The sequence below is a fragment of the Mesorhizobium sp. M0701 genome (genome assembly GCF_040320365.1).
Taxonomy (GTDB): Bacteria; Pseudomonadota; Alphaproteobacteria; order Rhizobiales; family Rhizobiaceae; genus Mesorhizobium.
Genome location: NZ_JAMYPO010000002.1, coordinates 237,136 through 256,292, shown reverse-complemented (window position 1 = coordinate 256,292; position 19,157 = coordinate 237,136). Strand labels below are relative to the sequence as shown.

At 63.0% G+C, this 19,157-nt stretch carries 18 protein-coding genes and 1 pseudogene; 8 read left to right on the top strand and 11 right to left on the bottom strand.

Features of this window, described 5'->3' with window-relative positions:
* Positions 1-65 precede the first annotated feature (65 nt).
* Complete coding sequence (locus NKI24_RS03430; protein WP_352743353.1) at positions 66-533, top strand: carboxymuconolactone decarboxylase family protein; 468 nt, start codon at positions 66-68, stop codon at positions 531-533.
* Between the two features lie 27 nt (positions 534-560).
* Here NKI24_RS03430 and NKI24_RS03425 read toward each other — a convergent pair.
* From NKI24_RS03425 to NKI24_RS03405, 5 genes and pseudogenes are all read right to left on the bottom strand, one after another.
* A pseudogene (locus NKI24_RS03425) lies at positions 561-1,486 on the bottom strand (aminoglycoside phosphotransferase family protein).
* Between the two features lie 91 nt (positions 1,487-1,577).
* Positions 1,578-2,027: a DNA polymerase III subunit chi gene (locus NKI24_RS03420; protein WP_023719810.1), complete on the bottom strand. Its 450-nt coding sequence runs from the start codon at positions 2,025-2,027 to the stop codon at positions 1,578-1,580.
* A gap of 38 nt (positions 2,028-2,065) precedes the next feature.
* On the bottom strand, positions 2,066-3,562 hold the full coding sequence (locus tag NKI24_RS03415; RefSeq protein ID WP_352453235.1) for a leucyl aminopeptidase: 1,497 nt from the start codon (positions 3,560-3,562) through the stop codon (positions 2,066-2,068).
* A gap of 49 nt (positions 3,563-3,611) precedes the next feature.
* The gene (locus tag NKI24_RS03410) at positions 3,612-3,995 is read right to left on the bottom strand and encodes a VOC family protein (protein ID WP_352743351.1); all 384 of its coding nucleotides are present in this window, start codon (positions 3,993-3,995) and stop codon (positions 3,612-3,614) included.
* A 72-nt stretch (positions 3,996-4,067) separates the two neighbouring features.
* Complete coding sequence (locus NKI24_RS03405; protein WP_352743349.1) at positions 4,068-5,234, bottom strand: flavin-containing monooxygenase; 1,167 nt, start codon at positions 5,232-5,234, stop codon at positions 4,068-4,070.
* Between the two features lie 354 nt (positions 5,235-5,588).
* Between NKI24_RS03405 and lptF the strand changes: the two genes are divergently transcribed.
* From lptF to NKI24_RS03370, 7 genes are all read left to right on the top strand, one after another.
* Positions 5,589-6,791, top strand: coding sequence for an LPS export ABC transporter permease LptF (gene lptF, locus NKI24_RS03400; RefSeq protein WP_352471099.1), 1,203 nt, complete (start codon positions 5,589-5,591; stop codon positions 6,789-6,791).
* Complete coding sequence (gene lptG / locus NKI24_RS03395) at positions 6,788-7,873, top strand: LPS export ABC transporter permease LptG (RefSeq protein ID WP_023677695.1); 1,086 nt, start codon at positions 6,788-6,790, stop codon at positions 7,871-7,873. Before lptF ends, lptG begins: the two co-directional genes overlap by 4 nt.
* Positions 7,873-10,290 (top strand): LPS-assembly protein LptD, encoded by a 2,418-nt coding sequence (locus tag NKI24_RS03390; protein ID WP_352743347.1) that lies wholly within the window; start codon positions 7,873-7,875, stop codon positions 10,288-10,290. Before lptG ends, NKI24_RS03390 begins: the two co-directional genes overlap by 1 nt.
* 116 nt (positions 10,291-10,406) lie before the next feature.
* Positions 10,407-11,333, top strand: a complete 927-nt coding sequence (locus NKI24_RS03385) for a peptidylprolyl isomerase (protein ID WP_352743345.1) — start codon at positions 10,407-10,409, stop codon at positions 11,331-11,333.
* 12 nt (positions 11,334-11,345) lie between these two features.
* The gene (pdxA, locus tag NKI24_RS03380) at positions 11,346-12,365 is read left to right on the top strand and encodes a 4-hydroxythreonine-4-phosphate dehydrogenase PdxA (protein WP_352743343.1); all 1,020 of its coding nucleotides are present in this window, start codon (positions 11,346-11,348) and stop codon (positions 12,363-12,365) included.
* 67 nt (positions 12,366-12,432) lie between these two features.
* Positions 12,433-13,266 carry a 16S rRNA (adenine(1518)-N(6)/adenine(1519)-N(6))-dimethyltransferase RsmA gene (gene rsmA, locus NKI24_RS03375; RefSeq protein WP_352743341.1) on the top strand — a complete coding sequence of 278 codons (834 nt, stop codon included), beginning with the start codon at positions 12,433-12,435 and terminating at the stop codon, positions 13,264-13,266.
* A gap of 75 nt (positions 13,267-13,341) precedes the next feature.
* Positions 13,342-13,704: a DUF1330 domain-containing protein gene (locus NKI24_RS03370; protein WP_352743339.1), complete on the top strand. Its 363-nt coding sequence runs from the start codon at positions 13,342-13,344 to the stop codon at positions 13,702-13,704.
* Here NKI24_RS03370 and gmk read toward each other — a convergent pair.
* From gmk to fabG, 6 genes are all read right to left on the bottom strand, one after another.
* Positions 13,637-14,293: a guanylate kinase gene (gene gmk / locus NKI24_RS03365; RefSeq protein ID WP_023677701.1), complete on the bottom strand. Its 657-nt coding sequence runs from the start codon at positions 14,291-14,293 to the stop codon at positions 13,637-13,639. The genes NKI24_RS03370 and gmk overlap by 68 nt on opposite strands.
* Before the next feature lie 33 nt (positions 14,294-14,326).
* Positions 14,327-15,217 (bottom strand): YicC/YloC family endoribonuclease, encoded by an 891-nt coding sequence (locus tag NKI24_RS03360; RefSeq protein WP_352743337.1) that lies wholly within the window; start codon positions 15,215-15,217, stop codon positions 14,327-14,329.
* 138 nt (positions 15,218-15,355) lie between these two features.
* A complete protein-coding gene (gene mltG / locus NKI24_RS03355; protein ID WP_352743335.1) occupies positions 15,356-16,576 on the bottom strand; it encodes an endolytic transglycosylase MltG in 1,221 nt (406 codons plus the stop codon).
* 93 nt (positions 16,577-16,669) lie between these two features.
* Positions 16,670-17,932 (bottom strand): beta-ketoacyl-ACP synthase II, encoded by a 1,263-nt coding sequence (gene fabF / locus NKI24_RS03350; protein WP_352467164.1) that lies wholly within the window; start codon positions 17,930-17,932, stop codon positions 16,670-16,672.
* Between the two features lie 34 nt (positions 17,933-17,966).
* A complete protein-coding gene (locus NKI24_RS03345) occupies positions 17,967-18,203 on the bottom strand; it encodes an acyl carrier protein (protein WP_006203723.1) in 237 nt (78 codons plus the stop codon).
* A gap of 187 nt (positions 18,204-18,390) precedes the next feature.
* Entirely contained in the window at positions 18,391-19,128 is a 738-nt protein-coding gene (gene fabG, locus NKI24_RS03340; protein WP_352743332.1) for a 3-oxoacyl-[acyl-carrier-protein] reductase, read from the bottom strand.
* Positions 19,129-19,157: the final 29 nt, after the last annotated feature.

The window sequence follows — 19,157 nt, the reverse complement described above, 5'->3', positions numbered from 1 at the left end:
GCTGCAAGGTTAATTTTCGACGCTACCTTACACCGTAAGGCCAACAAACGCCAGAGGAGAATGTCATGTCTGCCTATCGTACTCTTTCAGCAACGCATTCTTCCATCCGCCGTGCCTGCCTGCTCGCCGCCACCTGTGTGCTGACGCTGGCTGCAGCTCCTTCTTATGCCGATGAGTATGACGCAGCCGTCAAGGACATCCAGTCGACCATGGGCGGGGTGCCCGGTTTCGTAAAGCAGTTCCCGAAAGCCGGTCTGCCCGGTGCATGGGCCGAGGTCAAGGCCATCCAGTTCAGCGACAAGACGGCGCTGCCGCCGAAGGTCAAGTCGCTGATCTCGCTGGCGGTGGCGGCGCAAATCCCGTGCAACTACTGTATCTGGTCGGACACGCAGGACGCCAAGCGCGCCGGCGCCACCGACGAGGAGATACAGGAGGCGGTCGCCGTTTCAGCGCTGACCCGCCATTGGAGCACCATCTTCAACGGCATGCAGGTCGATTTCGATACGTTCAGGAAGGAGATGGGCGGGCAGTAATGCTTTCGTTATTAGAGCGGGACGCGTTCAGACTGAATTAGCCTTCCCGCTTCGACTGTTTGTGTGATCCGCCAGCACCTCATCGATGACCCGCCACGATTTTTCCGCCTCGCGCTGGTTGCCGTCATGTCCCGAAGCGACGATCAGCGCCTTCCACAACGCCCAGCCCCGTGCGCGCGCCCAGCTGTGCTCGTCAAGGGCAATGGCGTCGCGGAACGCCTGACGGCTCTCGCCGTAAAATTCCGTCCACGCGATCACCAGATCACAGGCAGGATCGCCGATAGCCGAACTACCGAAATCGACGACCGCGTAGAGCTTGCCATCTTCGACGAGCAGATTGCCCGAGGCGACGTCGCCATGGACCCAGACCGGCGGCCTTGCCATCGCGAGGCAAGGGCCGTCGCCCACACGGCCTCGGCGGCGGCCTTGTCGATGCGGCCGCCGAGCGCCGAGAGCGCGGCTCGGGTCTCGGCGTCGTAGACCGAAAGCCGGCCACCGCGGTGGAAATTATGCTGCCCTGCCGGTGGCCCATCGGCAGCGTCGATCCGGTAGAGCGCAACCAGAAAGCCGGCCAGCGAACAGGCGAACTCAGTAAGATCGGCAATCAATCCACCAGCCGCCGGTCTGCCGCCAAGCCAGCGATAGACGGACCAAGGCCATGGATAGCCTTCTCCAGGCCCGCCTTTGGCCAGCGGCACGGGTATCGGCAGAGGCAGGTGAGGCGCCAGGCGGGGCAGCCAGCGATGCTCCTTCTCGACCTGGGCGACATAGGCGGCAGCGCTCGGCAGCCGCACCGACATGCTGTCGCCCAGCCGGAACGTGCGATTGTCCCAGCCGCCAGGCTCGACCGTCTCTACCGGCAGGTCCGCCCATTTGGGGAACTGCGCGGCAATCAGCCGGCGAACAAGTGCGGCATCTATCGGCATGCCTGGCGTTCGTTCATCGGGCGGCATCGGGCTTGCTCCGGTCTTCTGAATAGCCGGCGGTCCATCTTTTTGTCATCGCACTCTTGCGGCGCCAGTGATTCCCTTGCCGGCAAATTCTCTAAGCCTTGCGTTCCCAGCGCCGGTCGGGCGTTTGCTGCCAGTAGGTCACGGTGTGGCCGGCCTCCTTCATTGTCTTCCAGTGCGTGCGTGCCGCCTCTAGCTGGGCTGCATCGTGACCGTCGAACAGGAACACGGCGCGCTGGTAGCCGCCAAGCTCCGGCGGCACCGCCCCATCGACCAGGAAGCGTATCTGCGCCTGGTTCGGATTGTCAGGGCCGACGGTCAGAAGCACCGGCTGCTCGGCGGGATGGGCTTCGCGATCCGTTGCGTGGGCCAGGAATGAATCGTCCCGGAAAGTCCACAGATGCTGGTCCAGCGCGTCGCGCCGTTCCTCGGTGCCGGTCTGCACCACGGCACGCCAGCCGCGATCGATACTGCGCTCCAGGAGGCCGGGCAACGCATCCTCCAGCGTCGATTCGGTCAGGTGATAAAACAGAATCTCGGCCATGCGTTCAGTCTACATTGTCGGAGTCCCGCCCCAGCCGCTCATTGCTCGTAATGATCGCGCACCAGCCGATCGAGCAGCCTGACGCCGAAGCCGGAAGCCCATGACTGGTTGATCTCGTTGGAGGGCGCGCCCATCGCCGTGCCGGCGATGTCGAGATGCGCCCAGGGCGTGTCCTTGACGAAGCGCTGCAGGAACTGCGCGGCGATGATGGCGCCGCCATGGCGGCCGCCGATGTTCTTCATGTCAGCATTCTTGGAATCGATCAGCTTGTCGTATTCGGCACCGAGCGGCATGCGCCACACCCGCTCCTGCGTCGCCTGTCCGGCCGCTGTCAGCCGGTCCGCCAACTCGTCATTGTTGGAGAACAGGCCGGCATAATGCTGGCCGAGCGCGACCATGATGGCGCCGGTCAGCGTCGCCAGATTGATCATGAATTTCGGCTGGAAGCGGTCGTTGCAGTACCAGAGCGCATCGGCCAGCACCAGGCGGCCCTCGGCGTCGGTATTGAGCACTTCGATAGTCTGGCCCGACATCGAGGTGACAATGTCGCCCGGTCGCTGAGCGTGGCCGTCGACGGCGTTTTCAACCAGCCCGACAATGCCGACGACATTGACCTTCGCCTTGCGCGCGGCCAGCGCGTGCATCAGCCCGGTGACGGCAGCAGCGCCGCCCATGTCGCCCTTCATGTCCTCCATGCCCGACGCCGGCTTGATCGAATTGCCGCCGGTGTCGAAGGTGACGCCCTTGCCGACGAAGGCGACCGGGCTTTCCTTGGCCTTGCCGCCGTCCCACCGCATGACCGCGATGCGGGCGCCACGCGGCGAACCCTGCGCTACGCCCAGCAGCGAACCCATGCCGAGCTTCTTCATCTCCTTCTCGGCCAGGATCTCGACCGTGACGCCGAGCGCCTCCAGTTCGGCGATGCGGGCGGCGAATTCCACCGGTCCCAAAACATTGGCCGGTTCATTGACCAAATCGCGCGCCAGCAAGACGCCGCCGATCACCGCCGCTTCATCGGCGAAGGCCTTCTTTGCAGCTGCCGGATCGGCGGTGTGAATAGTCACCTTGACCGGCTTTTTTGGCTCGCGCTTGTCGTCACCATTGTTCTTTTTGGTCTTGTACTTGTCGAAGGAATAGCTGCGCAGCAGGATGCCCGCTGCAAGCTGAACGGCTTGCCTGCCGCTGACGGCCGCACCCGGAAGATCGAGCACGACGGCCACTTCGGTTGCCTTGCGAAAGGACGCGGCAATCGTGCCGCCGAGCTTCAGCCAGGCGTAATCATCGAGATTGGAGCCCTTGCCGGCACCGACCGCCACCAGCCGCTCGAGCGATGTCCCTTCCGGTGCCAGCACTTCGACCAGGCTGGCGAATTTGCCGGTGAAGTCGGCGACCGGAAAAGCCCGCTCGAGGGTCTTTGCCGGATCGCAAGCCCTGGCGGCATCGCTGAGGCCGCCCTCGTCGGCCACCAGAACGAAAACGCTGCCTTTTTTGGGCGCGGCGAATTTGGCAAAGGCGATCGAGGGTCTCGAATTCATCATGTCCTGCTTTCGGGGAAGTGAGTTGGATTATTGCGAGAAACGTTCGTCAGTGAGCGGCGGGTTGAAACAGCTCGATAACATTGCCCGATGGGTCTTCGAGCAACGTCTGGGAACCGCCGACGCCCGTTATGATATCGTTGCGAAAGACAAGTCCAGCACTCTTGAGGAGCGCAACCTCTTCTTTTAGGTCCGGCACCACCAACAGGATGCGATTCCAACCTCCCGGCACCGGCTGCCGGCCATCCGGCATCGCCCGTGCACCCGAACTGCCGGGTCCGCTTAGAAGGAGCCGTAAAGCGCCGCGAGTGACGGAAGCAAAAGCCGGTCGCGCGTCCTGTTCAACAGCGAAGCCCAGATGTCCACAGTAGAAGTCGATCGAGGCGGCGACATCATCGACCATGTAGCGAATGCTGACTGGCGTCATGATCATTGACCTTTCGGTTCGAGCACGCTCAACAAGGCGTGTCTATTGCGGGCGGAACAATCGGCATAGTCCGGCTCATCATCGCTGCTTGACAATCCGCGCCGCTATCGCCCTGGCCTGAATGCGGGCGTTGGCGAAACAACCGCGAATGCTCGGCCGCATGCCGGTAAACCACAGACCGGGCAATTTCGGATCGGCATCGCCGCCGTTGAAAAGCGGAACGCCCTTGCCGTCGAGAACGCCGAGCTTGCCGAACATCTGGTCCAGACCGGTGCGATAGCCGGTCGCCGCAATGACGATATCGGGCGTGATCAACCTGCCGTCATTCAATACGATGCCGTCTTGGGTAAATTCCCGCAATGGTGGCACCACCACGATCGTGCCTGCCTTTATGGCGCGAACCGCGCCGTCATCGGCTGCGATCGCGGTGTAGTCGGCGCTCAGACGGCTCGCACCGCCTATGGGAGCCGGCGGAAGCCCAAATTTCGTCAGGTCGCCGAAAACCAGGCGCTGGGTTGTCGCCATCACCGCATCGGCCAGCCGCACCGGCAAGCTCGCCATCAACGGTGAAAGCCTGTGGACGGCGACCTTGCCGATGCGTTTCGGCAGCAGCGACGGGCCGTTGCGGGCCGACAGCCAGATGCTTTGGGCATCTGCATTCGCAAGATGGTTGAGTGCGTCGAACCCCGAATTGCCGGCTCCGACGACCAGCACCTTTTTGCCGACGTAGTCCTTCGCCTCGCCAAAATCGGCCGAATGGATAATCCGGCCTGCAAAATCCTTCATGCCTTTCCACGCGGGAATAAACGGCTGCCGGTCGCGCCCGGTGGCGACGACGACATGGCGCGCCAGACGACGTCCGGAGTTCGTCCGCACGGTCCAGTGATCGCCGTCGAACGTAATCTCTTCAACGGCAACGCCGAATGCGACCGGCAGACCATGCGCCTGGCTGAAATCGTTCAGATGGCGAATGACGGCCGATTTATGCGGAAAAGCCGGGGTGCCTGCGGGATAGCCGATGCCGGGCAGCGTCGAGAGATCGCGATGCGTATTGAGATGCAGCCGCTGGTGCCGCCGATGCCAGGGTTCGGCAAGCCGGCTCTCCTTTTCCAGGACGAGCGTCGGTACGCCGGCCTTCATCAAGGCGTGGGCGGCGGCAAGGCCGGCCGCGCCGGCGCCGACCACGATCGCGCCGTCAAAGACGGTTTCCCGACCGGTTTGACTGCGCAATTTTTCCGCTTCCATGCTGGGGCTCAACAGATCCTGACCCGTCTTATCACGCCGCGGCGGTCGCGACCGGCGCGACATTTGGTCGTTTTGCCGCATTTGACAAGACTTTGGCCGAAATCGCTCCCATATGCGATATCGAACCATCCACGATTCGTCGCGGCACGGCCCCGCTTCCCGCCGCAACCTGTTGTTAACCAACAATGTTCGCTCTTTCTTATCCATTGCCGCCGACACTCCGGCCCAGCGGATTTTGCGATCCGGGACAGAACCCAGATCGAACCGCCAAACTGAGCCAGTTGTGCAGCCGGCGCCGGACGACTACCTTGTTCCAAGGCATGATGCCGTTCGAAATCGCCGAGAAAAGCCTTCATGAAGGTCGTTGAACGCTACATCATGCGCCGTGCTTTCGCGGTATTCGCGCTGGCGCTCGTCTGGACGCTGGCGATCGTCTGGACGACTCAGGTGCTCGCCCGCATCGACCTCGTCACCGATAGCGGTCAGTCGGCCCTCACCTTCTTCGAAGTCGCAGCGCTGATCATCCCGACGATCGTTCCGATCGTCGTGCCGTTCGCCCTGGTGGTTGCGGTCGCCCAGATCCTCAGCGTGATGAATTCGGATTCGGAGCTGGCCGTCATCAATGCCGCCGGCGCTTCACGCTGGACCATCGTCAGGCCGATCATGCTTCTGGCACTTGCAGCCAGCGTTTTTTCCTTCGCCGTCGACAATGGCGTCGACCCTTACGCACGCCAGAAGAACCGCGAGTTGATTGCGTCGTCGCGTGCCGATCTGTTGTCGTTGATCATCCAGGAAGGCACCTTCCGCAAGATCGATGACGGCCTGTTCCTGCAGGTTGGCGAACGGCTTCCCGACAACCGTCTCGGCGGCATCTTCGTCGCCGATTCGCGCGAAGAAGGCGTCAATCTCATCTACTACGCCAAGACCGGCAGCATCATCGAACGCGGCGACGAGAAGGTGCTGATGATGAATGACGGCGTCATCCATCGCAAAACCATGACCGGCGACCTCTCGGTGATCCGGTTCACCTCCTACGCCTTCGACTTGTCCGCTTTCATGTCGGCATCATCTGACATCCTGCTTTTGCCGAAGGACCGGACGACCCAGTATCTACTCAATCCCAGTCCGAACGACAAGATGTACCAGCAAAAGCCGAACAGGTACCTGGCCGAGCTCAACCAGCGTTTTTCCGAGTGGTCCTATTCGCTCGTCTTCGCGCTGATCGCGCTCGCCGTTGCCGGAGATGCGCGCTCGCATCGCGAGGCGCGTGTGCACCCGCTGATCACGGCAATCGCGATCGCGCTGTTCGTGCGCTGGCTCGGGTTCTTTGCCGCCGGCAAGGCCGACAAGGTGCCGCAATATGCCTATATGGTCTACGGCGTCCCGATCGTGGCATCGGCGATCGCCATCTGGTTCATTGTTTCCAACCGGACCATGGAATTGCCGGTTGCCTGGGCCGATTGGATAACCAATCTTGCCGGCCGCTTCAGTGACGGCTGGAGCGCCATCAAGCTCCGTTTTGCCGGGCGTGGCGCATCCGGACAGGGAGCCGGCTGATGGGCTGGACTCTGGGTCGGTACTTCTTCTTTCGCTATGTGACGATCACCATCTGGTTCTTCATCGGCCTCTTGGCGCTGGTGTTCCTGATCGATTTCACCGAGCTTTCCGGCCGCACGACCGGCGTGCCGGGCTTCACCTACGCAACTGCGTTCGCCATTTCGGGGCTCAGGATGCCGATGATCATGCTGCAGACGGTGCCGTTCGTCGGCCTGTTCTCGGCGATGGCGACGTTGGTGTCGCTCAACCGCAAATATGAATTGGTCATTGCCCGTTCCGCCGGGGTTTCCGCATGGCAATTCCTGCTGCCGTGCTGCATCGGGGCGCTGCTGTTTGGAGCCTTGTCGGTCGGCGTCATCAATCCGGTAGCCGCGCACGCCTATTCCTGGTCCGAGGAGATCGAGACCCAGCTCCGTTCGGGCAAGTCGAACAGCGTCTCGGCCGATGCTGCGCCCTGGATCAGGCAGAAAACCAACGCCGGCGACACCATCATCGGCGCGCGCGCCATTCTCAATCAAGGCCTGGAGATGGCCGACGCGGTCTTCTTCAGCTTCAGCCCGCAAGGCGACATCATCGAGCGCAAGGATGCGGCGCGCGCCTTTTTGCGGGACGGCTACTGGGAATTGCAGGACGTCAAGGTGTTCCGGGACGGTACCATCCAGTCGTTACCCAGCGATCGGCTGCCGACCAATCTCAAGCCCGAATTCGTGCAAGAGCGGTTGGCGCGCCCTGAGACCATTCCCTTCTACGATCTGCCCGGCAAGATCGAAGTGGCCCGCTCCTTCGGCCTCAAGGCAAATGCCTTCGCCATGCAGTTCAATTCCCTGATTGCGCTGCCCTTCCTGCTTGTCGCGATGACGCTGATTGCGGCAACGGTATCAATGCGATTTGCGAGGATGGGGCAGTCGGCAACGATGATTCTGGGTGGCATCGTGGCCGGGTTTCTGCTTTATGTCGTTTCGGTGCTGGTCAAGGCATTCGGCGTAGCGGGATTCGTACCCACGGCCGTAGCGGCTTGGGTCCCGGTTGTCGTGGCTATGTTCTTCGGGGTGACATTCCTGCTATACAAGGAAGACGGCTAGTGAGGGAGGCGGTTTTGCGCAGCCATAGGCACGCCGGTTTGGCACGCCTCTCTGCGGCGAGCGCCTTGGCGTGCCTGCTTGCCAGCGCCGCCCCGGTTGCTCCGGCTTTTGCCCAGGACGTCAGTGAGCTGGCAAAGAAGGTTCCGAGCGGCACGCAGATGCTGCTGGCAGCCGATACGCTGGTCTACGACAACGACAAGCAGACCGTGACGGCCGTCGGCGGCGTCCAGATCGACTATGGCGGCAACCGTCTGGTCGCCCAGCGGGTCGAATACAACCGCAACACCAAACGCCTCGTCGCCAGCGGCAATGTCGAACTCGTCAATAGCGACGGCACCAAAATCTATTCGCAGCATGCCGACATCACTGACGATTTCGCCGACGGCTTCGTCAACGCGCTGCGGGTCGAGACCATAGACAAGGCGTATTTCGCCGCCGAAAGCGCGGAGCGCATGGGCGGCGTGCTGACGACGTTCCACAATGGCGTCTACACCGCCTGCGAGCCGTGCGAGGACAAGCCCGACAAAGCGCCGACCTGGCGTATCAAGGCCAGGAAGATCATCTGGAACGGCGAGAAGAAGACGGTGCGCTTCGAGAACTCGAATTTCGAGTTCTTCGGCTTTCCGCTGGCCTATCTGCCGGCTTTCGAGATCGCCGACCCAACGGTCAAGCGCAAGAGCGGCTTCCTGATCCCCGGCGTCGCCTACAAGAGCGATCTCGGCGTCGGTGTTAAAGTCCCCTATTATTTCGCGCTCTCGCCGACCTACGATCTCACTGTCACTGGCAGCGGCTATACCAAGCAAGGTTTCCTCGGTGAGGCCGAGTGGAGGCAGCGCTTCAACAACGGTCAGTACAGCCTGAAGATTGCGGGCATCCGGCAGGAGAATCCCGACGCCTTCATCGACGACAATGGCCACAACGTGAATTCGGGTACCGAAGGCGACCCGAACAGGTTCCGCGGCATGATGGGCACCCAGGGCCAGTTCGCCATCAACCCGCGCTGGGACTTCGGCTGGGACATCCTGCTGCAGAGCGACAAGAATTTCGCGCGCACCTACGACATCGATGGCTTCAACGATAGCGTGCACCGCTCCGAGGTGTACCTGACGGGGCTCAACGATCGCAATTACTTCGACGTGCGCGCCATGCACTTCGAGGTTCAGGAAGACACGCTCGCCAGCGATCCGACTGCACGCGCCGCCAAGCAGCCCTGGGTGCTGCCCTCGCTCGACTACGCTTATATCCCCGACATGCCGGTGGTCGGCGGGCAGCTGTCGTTCGACGTCAACGCGCGGGTCATTGACCGCGACAGGCTCGATACGGCTCTTGCAAATTCGGGCATCCCTTCGTCCGTCAACAACGTCCGCGGCATCGACGGTCAATCCGGGCGCCTTACCGCGGAAGCCGAATGGAAGCGCACCTTCACCACCGATGGCGGGCTGCTGCTGACACCGCTCCTGGCGCTGCGCGGCGACGCCGGCTACGTCAACGCCTCCTCGGCCTCGCTCGACGCCGTCAACCAGATGGCGACCAATCTCGGCGTCGAGGACGATATGCGTTCATCGCTTGCCCGCTACATGGCGACCGCCGGCCTTGAGATGCGCTGGCCGGTGCTGTTTTCGATGACCAGTTCCAGCCATGTCTTCGAACCGATGGCGCAGGTATTCATGCGTCCGAACGAGCAATATGTCGGCGGGCTGGCGGTCCCCAACGAGGACGCCCAGAGCTTCGTCTTCGACGCCACGACGCTGTTCGAGCGCGACAAATTCTCGGGCTATGACCGCATGGAAGGCGGCACACGCGCCAATGTCGGGCTGCGCTATTCCGGCGCATATGACAATGGCTGGGGCACCAATGCGGTGTTCGGCCAATCCTACCAGCTCGGCGGCCAGAACTCGTTCGGCACGCCGGACCTGGTCAATGTCGGCGCCTATTCGGGTCTTGAAACTGCAACCTCCGACTATGTCGGCCTTGTCGGCTTCAACAGCCCCAGCGGGTTTTCCGGCTCGGTCAGCGGCCGTTTCGACGAGCAAAGCTTCGAGATCCGCCGCGCTGAGGTAAAGGCCGCCTTTTCAGGCCTGCCGGTATCGCTGAGCGCCAAATACGCCTTCATCCAGGCGCAGCCGCTCTATGGCTTCTCGACCGATCGCCATGAGGTTACGCTCGGCGCCTCGACACATCTTGCCGAGAATTGGCGCGTCTTTGGCACCGGCACGTATGATCTGGAGCAGAGCGTTCTGGTCAAGGACGGGGTCGGCTTTGCCTATAGTGATTCGTGCTTTACCTATTTGATGACGTTTTCGGAAAGACGTGACCTGAACACCAAGGAAGTATCGCAGAACGTCGGCTTCAACCTGTCGTTCCGCACGCTCGGCGATTTCGGTTCGTCGCAACGCTCCATCGACACCATTCAATAACGGGCAGCGGTCGGCAACGGGGCGCCTGGCGGACGACATTGTTTCGCCGCATAGAGCAGGCACGAATTTTGACGGCCTGAACTGGATAGGTTGGGCCGAATCGGGATGGAATTGGGATGCTTTCGATGAGGAAATACCTCTTTTCGGCAGGGTTCGCGCTGCTGGTGGCGTTCTCGACCACCGCGGTGACGCGGCCAGTTTTCGCCACCGAGATCAAATACGTCGTCAACAATATACCGATAACCACCGGCGACATCCAGCATCGGGCCGCTTTCCTGCGCCTGCAGCACAGAAAGGGCGATGCCGGCCAGGAAATGATCGACCAGACGCTGCGCCTGGCCGAAGCCCGGCGGCTCGGCATCCGCATCAGCGACGCGCAGGTCGATGCCGCTTATCAGCGTTTCGCCACCAGCAACAAGATGCCGCTCAAGCAGCTTGACGGCGCGATGGCGCAATCCGGCGTCACCAAGGAGCATTTCAAGGAGTTTATCCGGGCGCAGATGGCCTGGAACCAGGCGCTGACCGCGCGTTCCCGTTCCGGAGACGGTGGCGGCGCAATGAGCGAGCAGGACCTCGTCAAGCGCATGCTCGAAAAAGGCGGCAGCAAACCGAGCGCCACAGAGTACATGCTGCAGCAGGTCATCTTCGTGGTGCCGGCGGCCGAGCGCAGCGCGACGCTGGCCAAGCGCAAACGCGAAGCCGATGCCATGCGCGCCCGCTTCAACGGCTGCAACACCACCCGCGAATTCGCCAAGGGCCTGATCGATGTCACCGTTCGCGATCTCGGCCGGGTGTTGGCGCCGCAATTGCCGGCGGACTGGGCCGAGCAGATAAAGGCTACAAAGGTCGGCGGCGCCACCACGACGCGCGAAACCGACCGCGGTGTCGAATTCATCGGCATCTGCTCGTCGCGCGAAGTGTCAGACGACAAAGCCGCGCAGATGGTGTTCCAGAGTGAAGGTTCGAGCGACAAGAACGCCGACGAACTCTCGAAGAAATATGTCGAGGAGTTGCGGAAGAAAGCCCGCATAATCGAGCGCTGAAGTCGAAGCGCCGTGCCTGACGCAGAGCTTCCGCTGGCGTTGAGCGTCGGCGATCCGTCCGGCGTGGGGCCGGACATCGCCATCGCTGCTTGGCAGAGCCGCGATAGCGCTGGCGTTCCGTCTTTTTATCTCCTTGCCGATCCGGCACTGATTGCCGCGCGGGCGCACAGGCTCGGCACCGATATCGCGATTGCCGAGACGACGCCGGCGTTAGCGCCGGGGGTGTTTTCGCGCGCGCTGCCGGTGGTGGCGCTTGCTGCCCGTTTCGTCGACAGTCCCGGCCGCCCGGATCCAGCCAACGCCGCCGGCATCATCGAGGCGATCGACCGCGCCGTTGCCGACTGCCTGGCCGGCCGCGCTGCTGCGGTCGTCACCTGCCCCATTGCCAAGAAGCCGCTCTACGACGCCGGCTTTCGCTTTCCCGGCCACACCGAATATCTGGCGCATCTGGCATCGCTTCACACCGGCGCCGAACTGACGCCTGTGATGCTGCTTGCCGGTCCGGACCTGCGCACCGTGCCGGTCACCATCCACATCGCGCTGGCCGAGGTGCCGAAAGCGCTGACGACTGACCTTATCGTCGCCACCGGCCGCATCACCGCCGCCGACCTTGCGAACCGCTTCGGAATTGCCAAGCCGCGGCTCGCCATTGCCGGCCTCAACCCGCATGCCGGCGAAGGCGGCACCATGGGCACCGAAGACGAGCGGATCGTGCGCCCGGCGGTCGACCGGCTGAGGCAGGAAGGGATCGACGCCTTCGGGCCATTGCCGGCCGACACGCTGTTTCATGCTCGCGCCCGCGCCGGCTACGACGTGGCGCTCTGTATGTATCACGACCAGGCGCTGATCCCGGCCAAGGCGCTGGCGTTTGACGAGGCGGTCAACGTCACGCTCGGCCTGCCCTTCGTCCGCACCTCGCCCGACCACGGCACCGCCTTCGACATCGCCGGCAAGGGCATCGCCCGTGCCGGCAGCCTGATTGCGGCGCTGAAACTCGCTCGCGTTCTTGCCGATACCGGGAAAAGGCCGTAGGCCCTGAGCCCAATCAGCCAAATTCGATGGCCTTAACCCGATGAGCCCGCCTGATGAGCCCAGCCCGATGAGCATAGACGGCCTGCCGCCACTGCGCGAGGTGATCGAGCGCCATGGGCTGCAGGCGAAAAAGGCGCTGGGCCAGAATTTTCTGCTCGACCTTAACCTGACAAGCAAGATTGCGCGAACCGCCGGCGACCTGAGCGACGTTACGGTTATCGAGGTCGGTCCCGGTCCGGGCGGGCTGACTCGTGCCCTGCTCCTCAACGGCGCCCGGCGGGTCGTCGCCATCGAGCGCGACGAGCGCTGCCTGGCGGCCCTGGCCGAGATCTCGAACCACTATCCGGGCCGGCTCGAGATTGTAGCCGGCGATGCGCTGAAAACCGATTTTGCAGCGCTTGCTAAAGGGGAAAGCGGCGGGCCGGCGAAAATCGTCGCCAACCTGCCTTACAATATCGGCACCGAATTGCTTATCCGCTGGCTGACCGTCACCGAGTGGCCGCCCTTCTACACATCGATGACGCTGATGTTCCAGCGCGAGGTCGCCGAACGCATTGCAGCGAGCCCCGGCAGCGAGGCCTATGGTCGGCTCGGCGTGCTGGCCGGCTGGCGGACGGAGGCGAGGATTGCCTTCGACGTACCGCCGCAGGCGTTCACGCCGCCACCCAAGGTGACGTCCTCGGTGCTGCATCTTGTGCCGCGTGCCAACCCCTTGCCGGCAGAGGTGAAACGGCTCAGCCGCGTCACCGAAGCGGCATTCGGCCAGCGCCGGAAAATGCTGCGGCAGAGCGTGAAAAGCCTCGGCGGCGAGGCGCTGCTCACCCGCGCCGGCATCGATCCGACCAGGCGTGCGGAGACGCTCAGCGTCGAGGAATTCGTTCGCCTGACCAACGCGGTGTGATGCCGGGAAGCGTCCGCGTGGAATTTCCGCTCTCATGGCATAGATAGCCGGACAAACCCTGCCCGGAGACAAACAGTGGCCGCCTATGTCATTTCCGACGTCACGATCCGTGACGCAGAGGCTATCGAAGCCTATCGCGCCCACGCGGCTGCCTCCATCGCCCAGCATGGCGGGCGCTATCTGGTACGCGGCGGCGAGGTGGAAATGTTGGAAGGCGACTGGTCTCCCGGGCCGCTGATCATCGTCGAATTCCCCGACATGGACACGGCGCGGCGCTGGTATCGCTCGGCCGAATACGCCGCTGCATTGGAGCTGCGCGACGCCGCGCTCAGCCGCAATCTGATCCTGGTCGCGGGGATAAGCGCCTTGATCAATCCGTCTTCTCGTCGAGCAGCCCCGAGACGAAATCGAACAGGCCGGGCCGGCGATCGCGTCTGAGCCGTTCGGCGGTGACGATGCCGCGCACCTCAGCGAAAGCGCGGTCGAGATCGTCGTTGACGATGACGAAATCATATTCCTTCCAGTGCTCGATCTCGTTGCGGGCGTTCTTGAGCCGCGTCTCGATCACCGCTTCCTGGTCCTCGGCGCGACGCTTCAGCCGCGCCTTCAATTCCTTCATCGATGGCGGCAGGATGAATATCGAGACGATGTCGGCGCGCATCTTCTCCTTGAGCTGCTGAGCGCCTTGCCAGTCGATGTCGAACAGCATGTCGCGGCCTTCGGCCAGCGCCTGTTCTGCCGGCTCGCGCGGCGTCGCGTAGCAATTGCCGTGCACCTCCGCCCATTCGAGCAGCGCATCGGAATCGCGCAGCCGCTCGAACTCGCGCATGGTACGGAAGTGGTAATGGACGCCCTCGATCTCGCTGCCGCGGCGTGGCCGCGTGGTGACCGAGACCGACAATTCCAAGCTGGAATCGCTCTCCAGCAGATTGCGCGCAATCGTCGACTTGCCGGCGCCTGACGGCGACGACAAGACCAGCATCAGCCCGCGGCGCCGAATGCGGGAACCCACATCCCTAGCGGTCATGGGGCTTGGCAGTCATGTGGCTTGGCATCGGGATCATTCCAGATTCTGGACCTGTTCGCGAAACTGGTCGACGACCGCCTTCAGTTCCAACCCGATGGCGGTGACCGCGGCAGCATTCGACTTGGAACACAGCGTATTCGATTCGCGGTTGAATTCCTGCGCCAGGAAATCGAGCTTGCGGCCGATGGCGCCGCCGCCGGCGAGCAGCGCCCGGCCTGACGCCACATGTGTCTTCAGCCGGTCGATCTCCTCGCGTATGTCGGCCTTGGTGGCCAGGAACGCCGCTTCCATATGCAGCCGGCTGGCGTCCAGGTTGGCGGACGCATCCATCAACAGGCGGATCTGCTCGGCGAGCCTTTCGCGGATCGTGGCCGGTTCGCGTGATGGATCGGCCTCGGCCCGCAGCGTCAGCGCCTCGATGGCATCGATATGGCCGGACAGCAGGGAACGAAGTGCCGCACCTTCGCCCTGGCGCGCCTGCTGCAGCCCGTTCAGTGCTGCTTCCAGCGCCGACAGTATTGCGGTATCGAGCGCACTGCGCGCCTCTTCGGTTTCGATGGTTTCGGGAATGTCGAGGACGCCGCGCAGCGCAAGCAGGCCGTCGGCCGCCGCAGGGGCTACTCCGAACTGCTCCTGCAGCCGATTGGCCAACCCCGCCAGATCCTTCAGGAAAGCCTCGTTGACCACGGGTTGCGCTTGCGCGCCGGCGGCGCGGCCAATGGTCAGCGTCATCTGGAAATTGCCGCGCGCAAAACGCTTTTGCACCGTCTGCCGGACGGCCGGCTCCAGCCGGTCGAAACCTTGCGGCAGCCGCAGCCTGACCTCGACGCTTTTGCCGTTGACGGACTTGGCTTCCCAGGCAATCGAAGTGCCGTCGTGTTCGGCGACACTGCGCGCAAAACCGGTCATGCTCTGCAAGTTCATGTAGCCGTGCGTCCCTTTGCCGAATGCCCCTCAAGCCGGAGCGATTTTCTCCGGACAGGATCAAGTGAATTTCAATGCCATAGCAGCCCTTGTACATCCACCCGGACATGCACAGGGCCAACCTGATGGCGTCCGGCCCTACTGGGCGGCGGTGGCGCCCGCATCGTCAACGATGGCTCCCGCCGGCGTGTCGGCTCCGGTATTGGTTGCCCCGGCCTTGGCGGCGTCCTGCGCCTGCTTTTTCAGCAGTGCCCGGTAGCGAGCGACATTCTCGTTATGCTCATCGAGCGTCGAGGCAAAGACGTGCCCGCCGCTGCCGTCGGCGACGAAGTAGAGATCGCTGGTCTTCGACGGATTGGCGACTGCCTCCAGCGCCGCACGGCCGGGATTGGCGATCGGCGTCGGCGGCAAGCCGTTGATCAGATAGGTGTTGTAGGGCGTCGGCTTCTGGATGTCCGACTGATAGATCGGGCGGTCGATGGGTTTGCCCTTGCCGCCGAACAGGCCGTAGATGATGGTCGGGTCCGACTGCAGCCGCATACCCTTGGCCAGCCGGTTGAGGAAGACGGCGGCTACGCGCGAGCGTTCATCGCCCTTGCCGGTCTCCTTCTCGACGATCGAGGCCAGGGTGACAAAATCCTCAACGTTGGCGATCGGCAAATCCGGCGCTCGGCGCTGCCAGACCTCGTCGACCAGCTTCTTCTGGTCGGCCAGAAGCTTGTCGACCATCTGCTGGCGTGTTGCGCCGCGGGTGAAACGCAGCGTGTCGGTGGCGAGGCTGCCCTCAGGTGGAGTGGTCGACGGCATATCGCCGGTCAGCGCGTCCTGCTCGGCGATCCGTTGCAGCGCCTGCGCGACCGTCAGCCCCTCGGGGATAGTCAGCGAATACATCACCGACTTGCCGCTCTTCAGCAGTTCCATGATATCGTGCATCGACGCCTGCGGCTTGATCTCGTATTCGCCGGCCTTCAGGGCGGAATCATTTCCGAAGGCGCGCACGCCAAGGCGGAAAATGCGGGCGTCGCTGATCAGCCCTCGCCGCTCAAGCTGGTCGGCGATCTCCTGGACGCCGCTATTCGGCTTGACCAGGAAAGTGTCGCCATTGGCCGACGGGCCGGGCTCGTTGAACTCCTGCTTGCCGAAATACAGCGCAACGCCTGCCGCCAGGACCATCAGCATCACCGAAGAGATGACGAAGTTCATGAACACGACGAACTGGCTGCGCGAGGCACGCGAGCGCTTCGGCGGCGGCGTGCCGGCCTCGGGCCGCAACGCCTCGCTGGCCGTCTTCGGCACGATCGGGCCGGGCGTTGCTGCCCGTTGCCCGAATTCCCCGTTGTCGGCCGGATTTGTGTTCATAGTGCCCTACCATTTGATCTTGCGACGAATCCCCTCGGGCAGAGTAGGGGCGAATATGGCAAAATTGACGGCAGACGGAAACCGGCAGAGCGGTCAGCCATTGTAGCGCTGGAAGACGAGCGAGGCGTTGGTGCCACCGAAGCCGAAGGAGTTGGACAGCGCCACGTCGATCTGCCGGGCCCGCGGCTTGTGCGGCACCAGGTCGATCGCCGTTTCGCGCTCCGGATTGTCAAGATTGATGGTCGGCGGCGCGATGTTGTCGCGAATGGCGAGGATCGAAAAGATCGCCTCGGCAGCACCAGCCGCGCCCAGCAGGTGGCCAATCGACGATTTGGTCGACGACATCGATATCTTCGAGGCGGCGTTGCCGACCAGCCGCTCGACGGCGCCGAGTTCGATCGTATCGGCCATGGTCGAGGTGCCGTGCGCGTTGATGTAGTCGACATCGGCCGGCGTCAGCTTCGCCCGGTTCAACGCCGCGGTCATGCAACGGAAAGCGCCGTCGCCGTCTTCGGCAGGCGCGGTGATGTGATAGGCGTCACCGGTCAGACCGTAGCCGGTGACCTCGGCATAGATCTTGGCGCCGCGGGCCTTGGCGTGTTCGAGCTCCTCGAGCACGACAACACCGGCGCCCTCGCCCATGACGAAGCCGTCGCGATCGCGATCATAGGGGCGTGAGGCCGTTTGTGGCGCGTCGTTGCGCTCTGTGGAGAGCGCGCGGCAAGCGGCGAACCCGGCGATCGACAGTCTCGTCACCGGCGCTTCGGCGCCGCCTGCGACCATAACGTCGGCATCGCCCCAGATGATCAGCCGGGCGGCATCGCCGATGGCGTGCGCACCGGTCGAGCAAGCGGTGACGACGGCATGGTTGGGGCCTTTCAGCCCATGCCGGATCGAGACCTGACCGGAGACGAGGTTGATGATCTGGCCAGGGATGAAGAATGGGCTGATGCGGCGCGGACCGCGTTCCTTGAGGATCATCGCATTCTCGGCGATGCCTTCGATGCCGCCGATGCCCGAACCGATCAGCACGCCGGTGGCGCACTGTTCCTCATGCGTCTTCGGCTGCCAGCCGGAATCCTTGAGTGCCTCGTCGGCGGCCGCGATCCCGTACAGGATGAAGTCGCCGATCTTGCGCAGTTCCTTCGGCTCGAGAACGGCTTCAGGATTGAAAGTGGCATTGGAGCCGTCACCGCGCGGAATGACGTGGGCGACCTTGCAGGCAAGGTCTTCCACCTCGAATTCGGTGATGCGCTTGGCTGCGCTGCGGCCGGTCAGAAGCTCCTTCCAGCTGTGCTCGAAGCCCATGCCGAACGGCGAAAGCAGCCCAAGGCCCGTGACGACGACACGCCTCATCGCAGGTCCTCCCCGGTGATGACTGCAAATAGCGTCAGGCGGAGGCCTTGTCGATGTATTTCACCGCATCGCCAACAGTCAGGATGGTCTCGGCGGCGTCGTCCGGGATTTCGACACCGAACTCTTCTTCGAACGCCATGACAAGTTCGACCGTGTCGAGGCTGTCCGCGCCCAGATCATCGATGAAGCTCGCCTGCTCCGTCACCTTGTCGGCATCGACGCCAAGGTGCTCGATGACGATCTTCTTGACGCGCTCTGCGGTGTCACTCATTTGGGCATCCTCGTCTTTTGGTTGTCTGTCTTCGTTAGCGGGCAGAATGCCGCTAATCAAGCTGAAAGATGGTCCTGCCGGAAACGCAGCGGAACAGGACCGGTTTTTGCCCGAACCGCCGGGTTGCGGGCGGCATTACACGAAAAATCCCGTGCATCCAAGACGGAATGAAGCGTTTCCCCAAGTGTTAGATCATAGCCATGCCGCCATTGACATGAATGGTCTGGCCGGTGACGTAGGCTGCCTCGTTGGAAGCTAGGTAGGCGACGGCAGAGGCGACTTCGGCGCCCGTGCCCATGCGCCGGGTCGGGATCGCCGCCATGATCGCCTCTTTCTGCTTGTCGTTGAGCTTGGCGGTCATCGCCGATTCGATGAAGCCCGGGGCGACGCAGTTGACGGTGACATTGCGGGTGGCGATCTCCTGCGCCAGCGATTTGGAAAAGCCGATCATACCGGCTTTGGAGGCGCAGTAGTTGGTCTGGCCGGGATTGCCGGTGACGCCAACCACTGAAGTGATGTTGATGATGCGGCCATGGCGGCGCCGCATCATCGGATGGGTAAGCTCGCGGGTCAGCCGGAACACGGCGGTCAGGTTGACCTCGAGCACGCCATCCCAGTCGGCGTCAGCCATGCGTACGAACAACCCGTCCTTGGTGATGCCGGCATTGTTGATGAGGATGTCGACGCCTTCGAGGTCGGCCTCCGCCTTCTGGCCGAGCGCCTTGACGTCGTCGCGGTTGGAAAGATTGGCCGGGAAAAGCTTGATCCGGTCGCCCAGTTCGGCGGCCAGCGCCTCCAGTTTCTCGATACGTGTGCCATGCAGGCCGACGATGGCGCCCTGGCCGTGCAGCACCCGGGCGATCGCCTCGCCGATACCTCCCGATGCGCCGGTGACGAGCGCCTTGCGGCCGGTCAATTCGAACATGTTTTATCCTCTTCCCAAATCGTACTGGC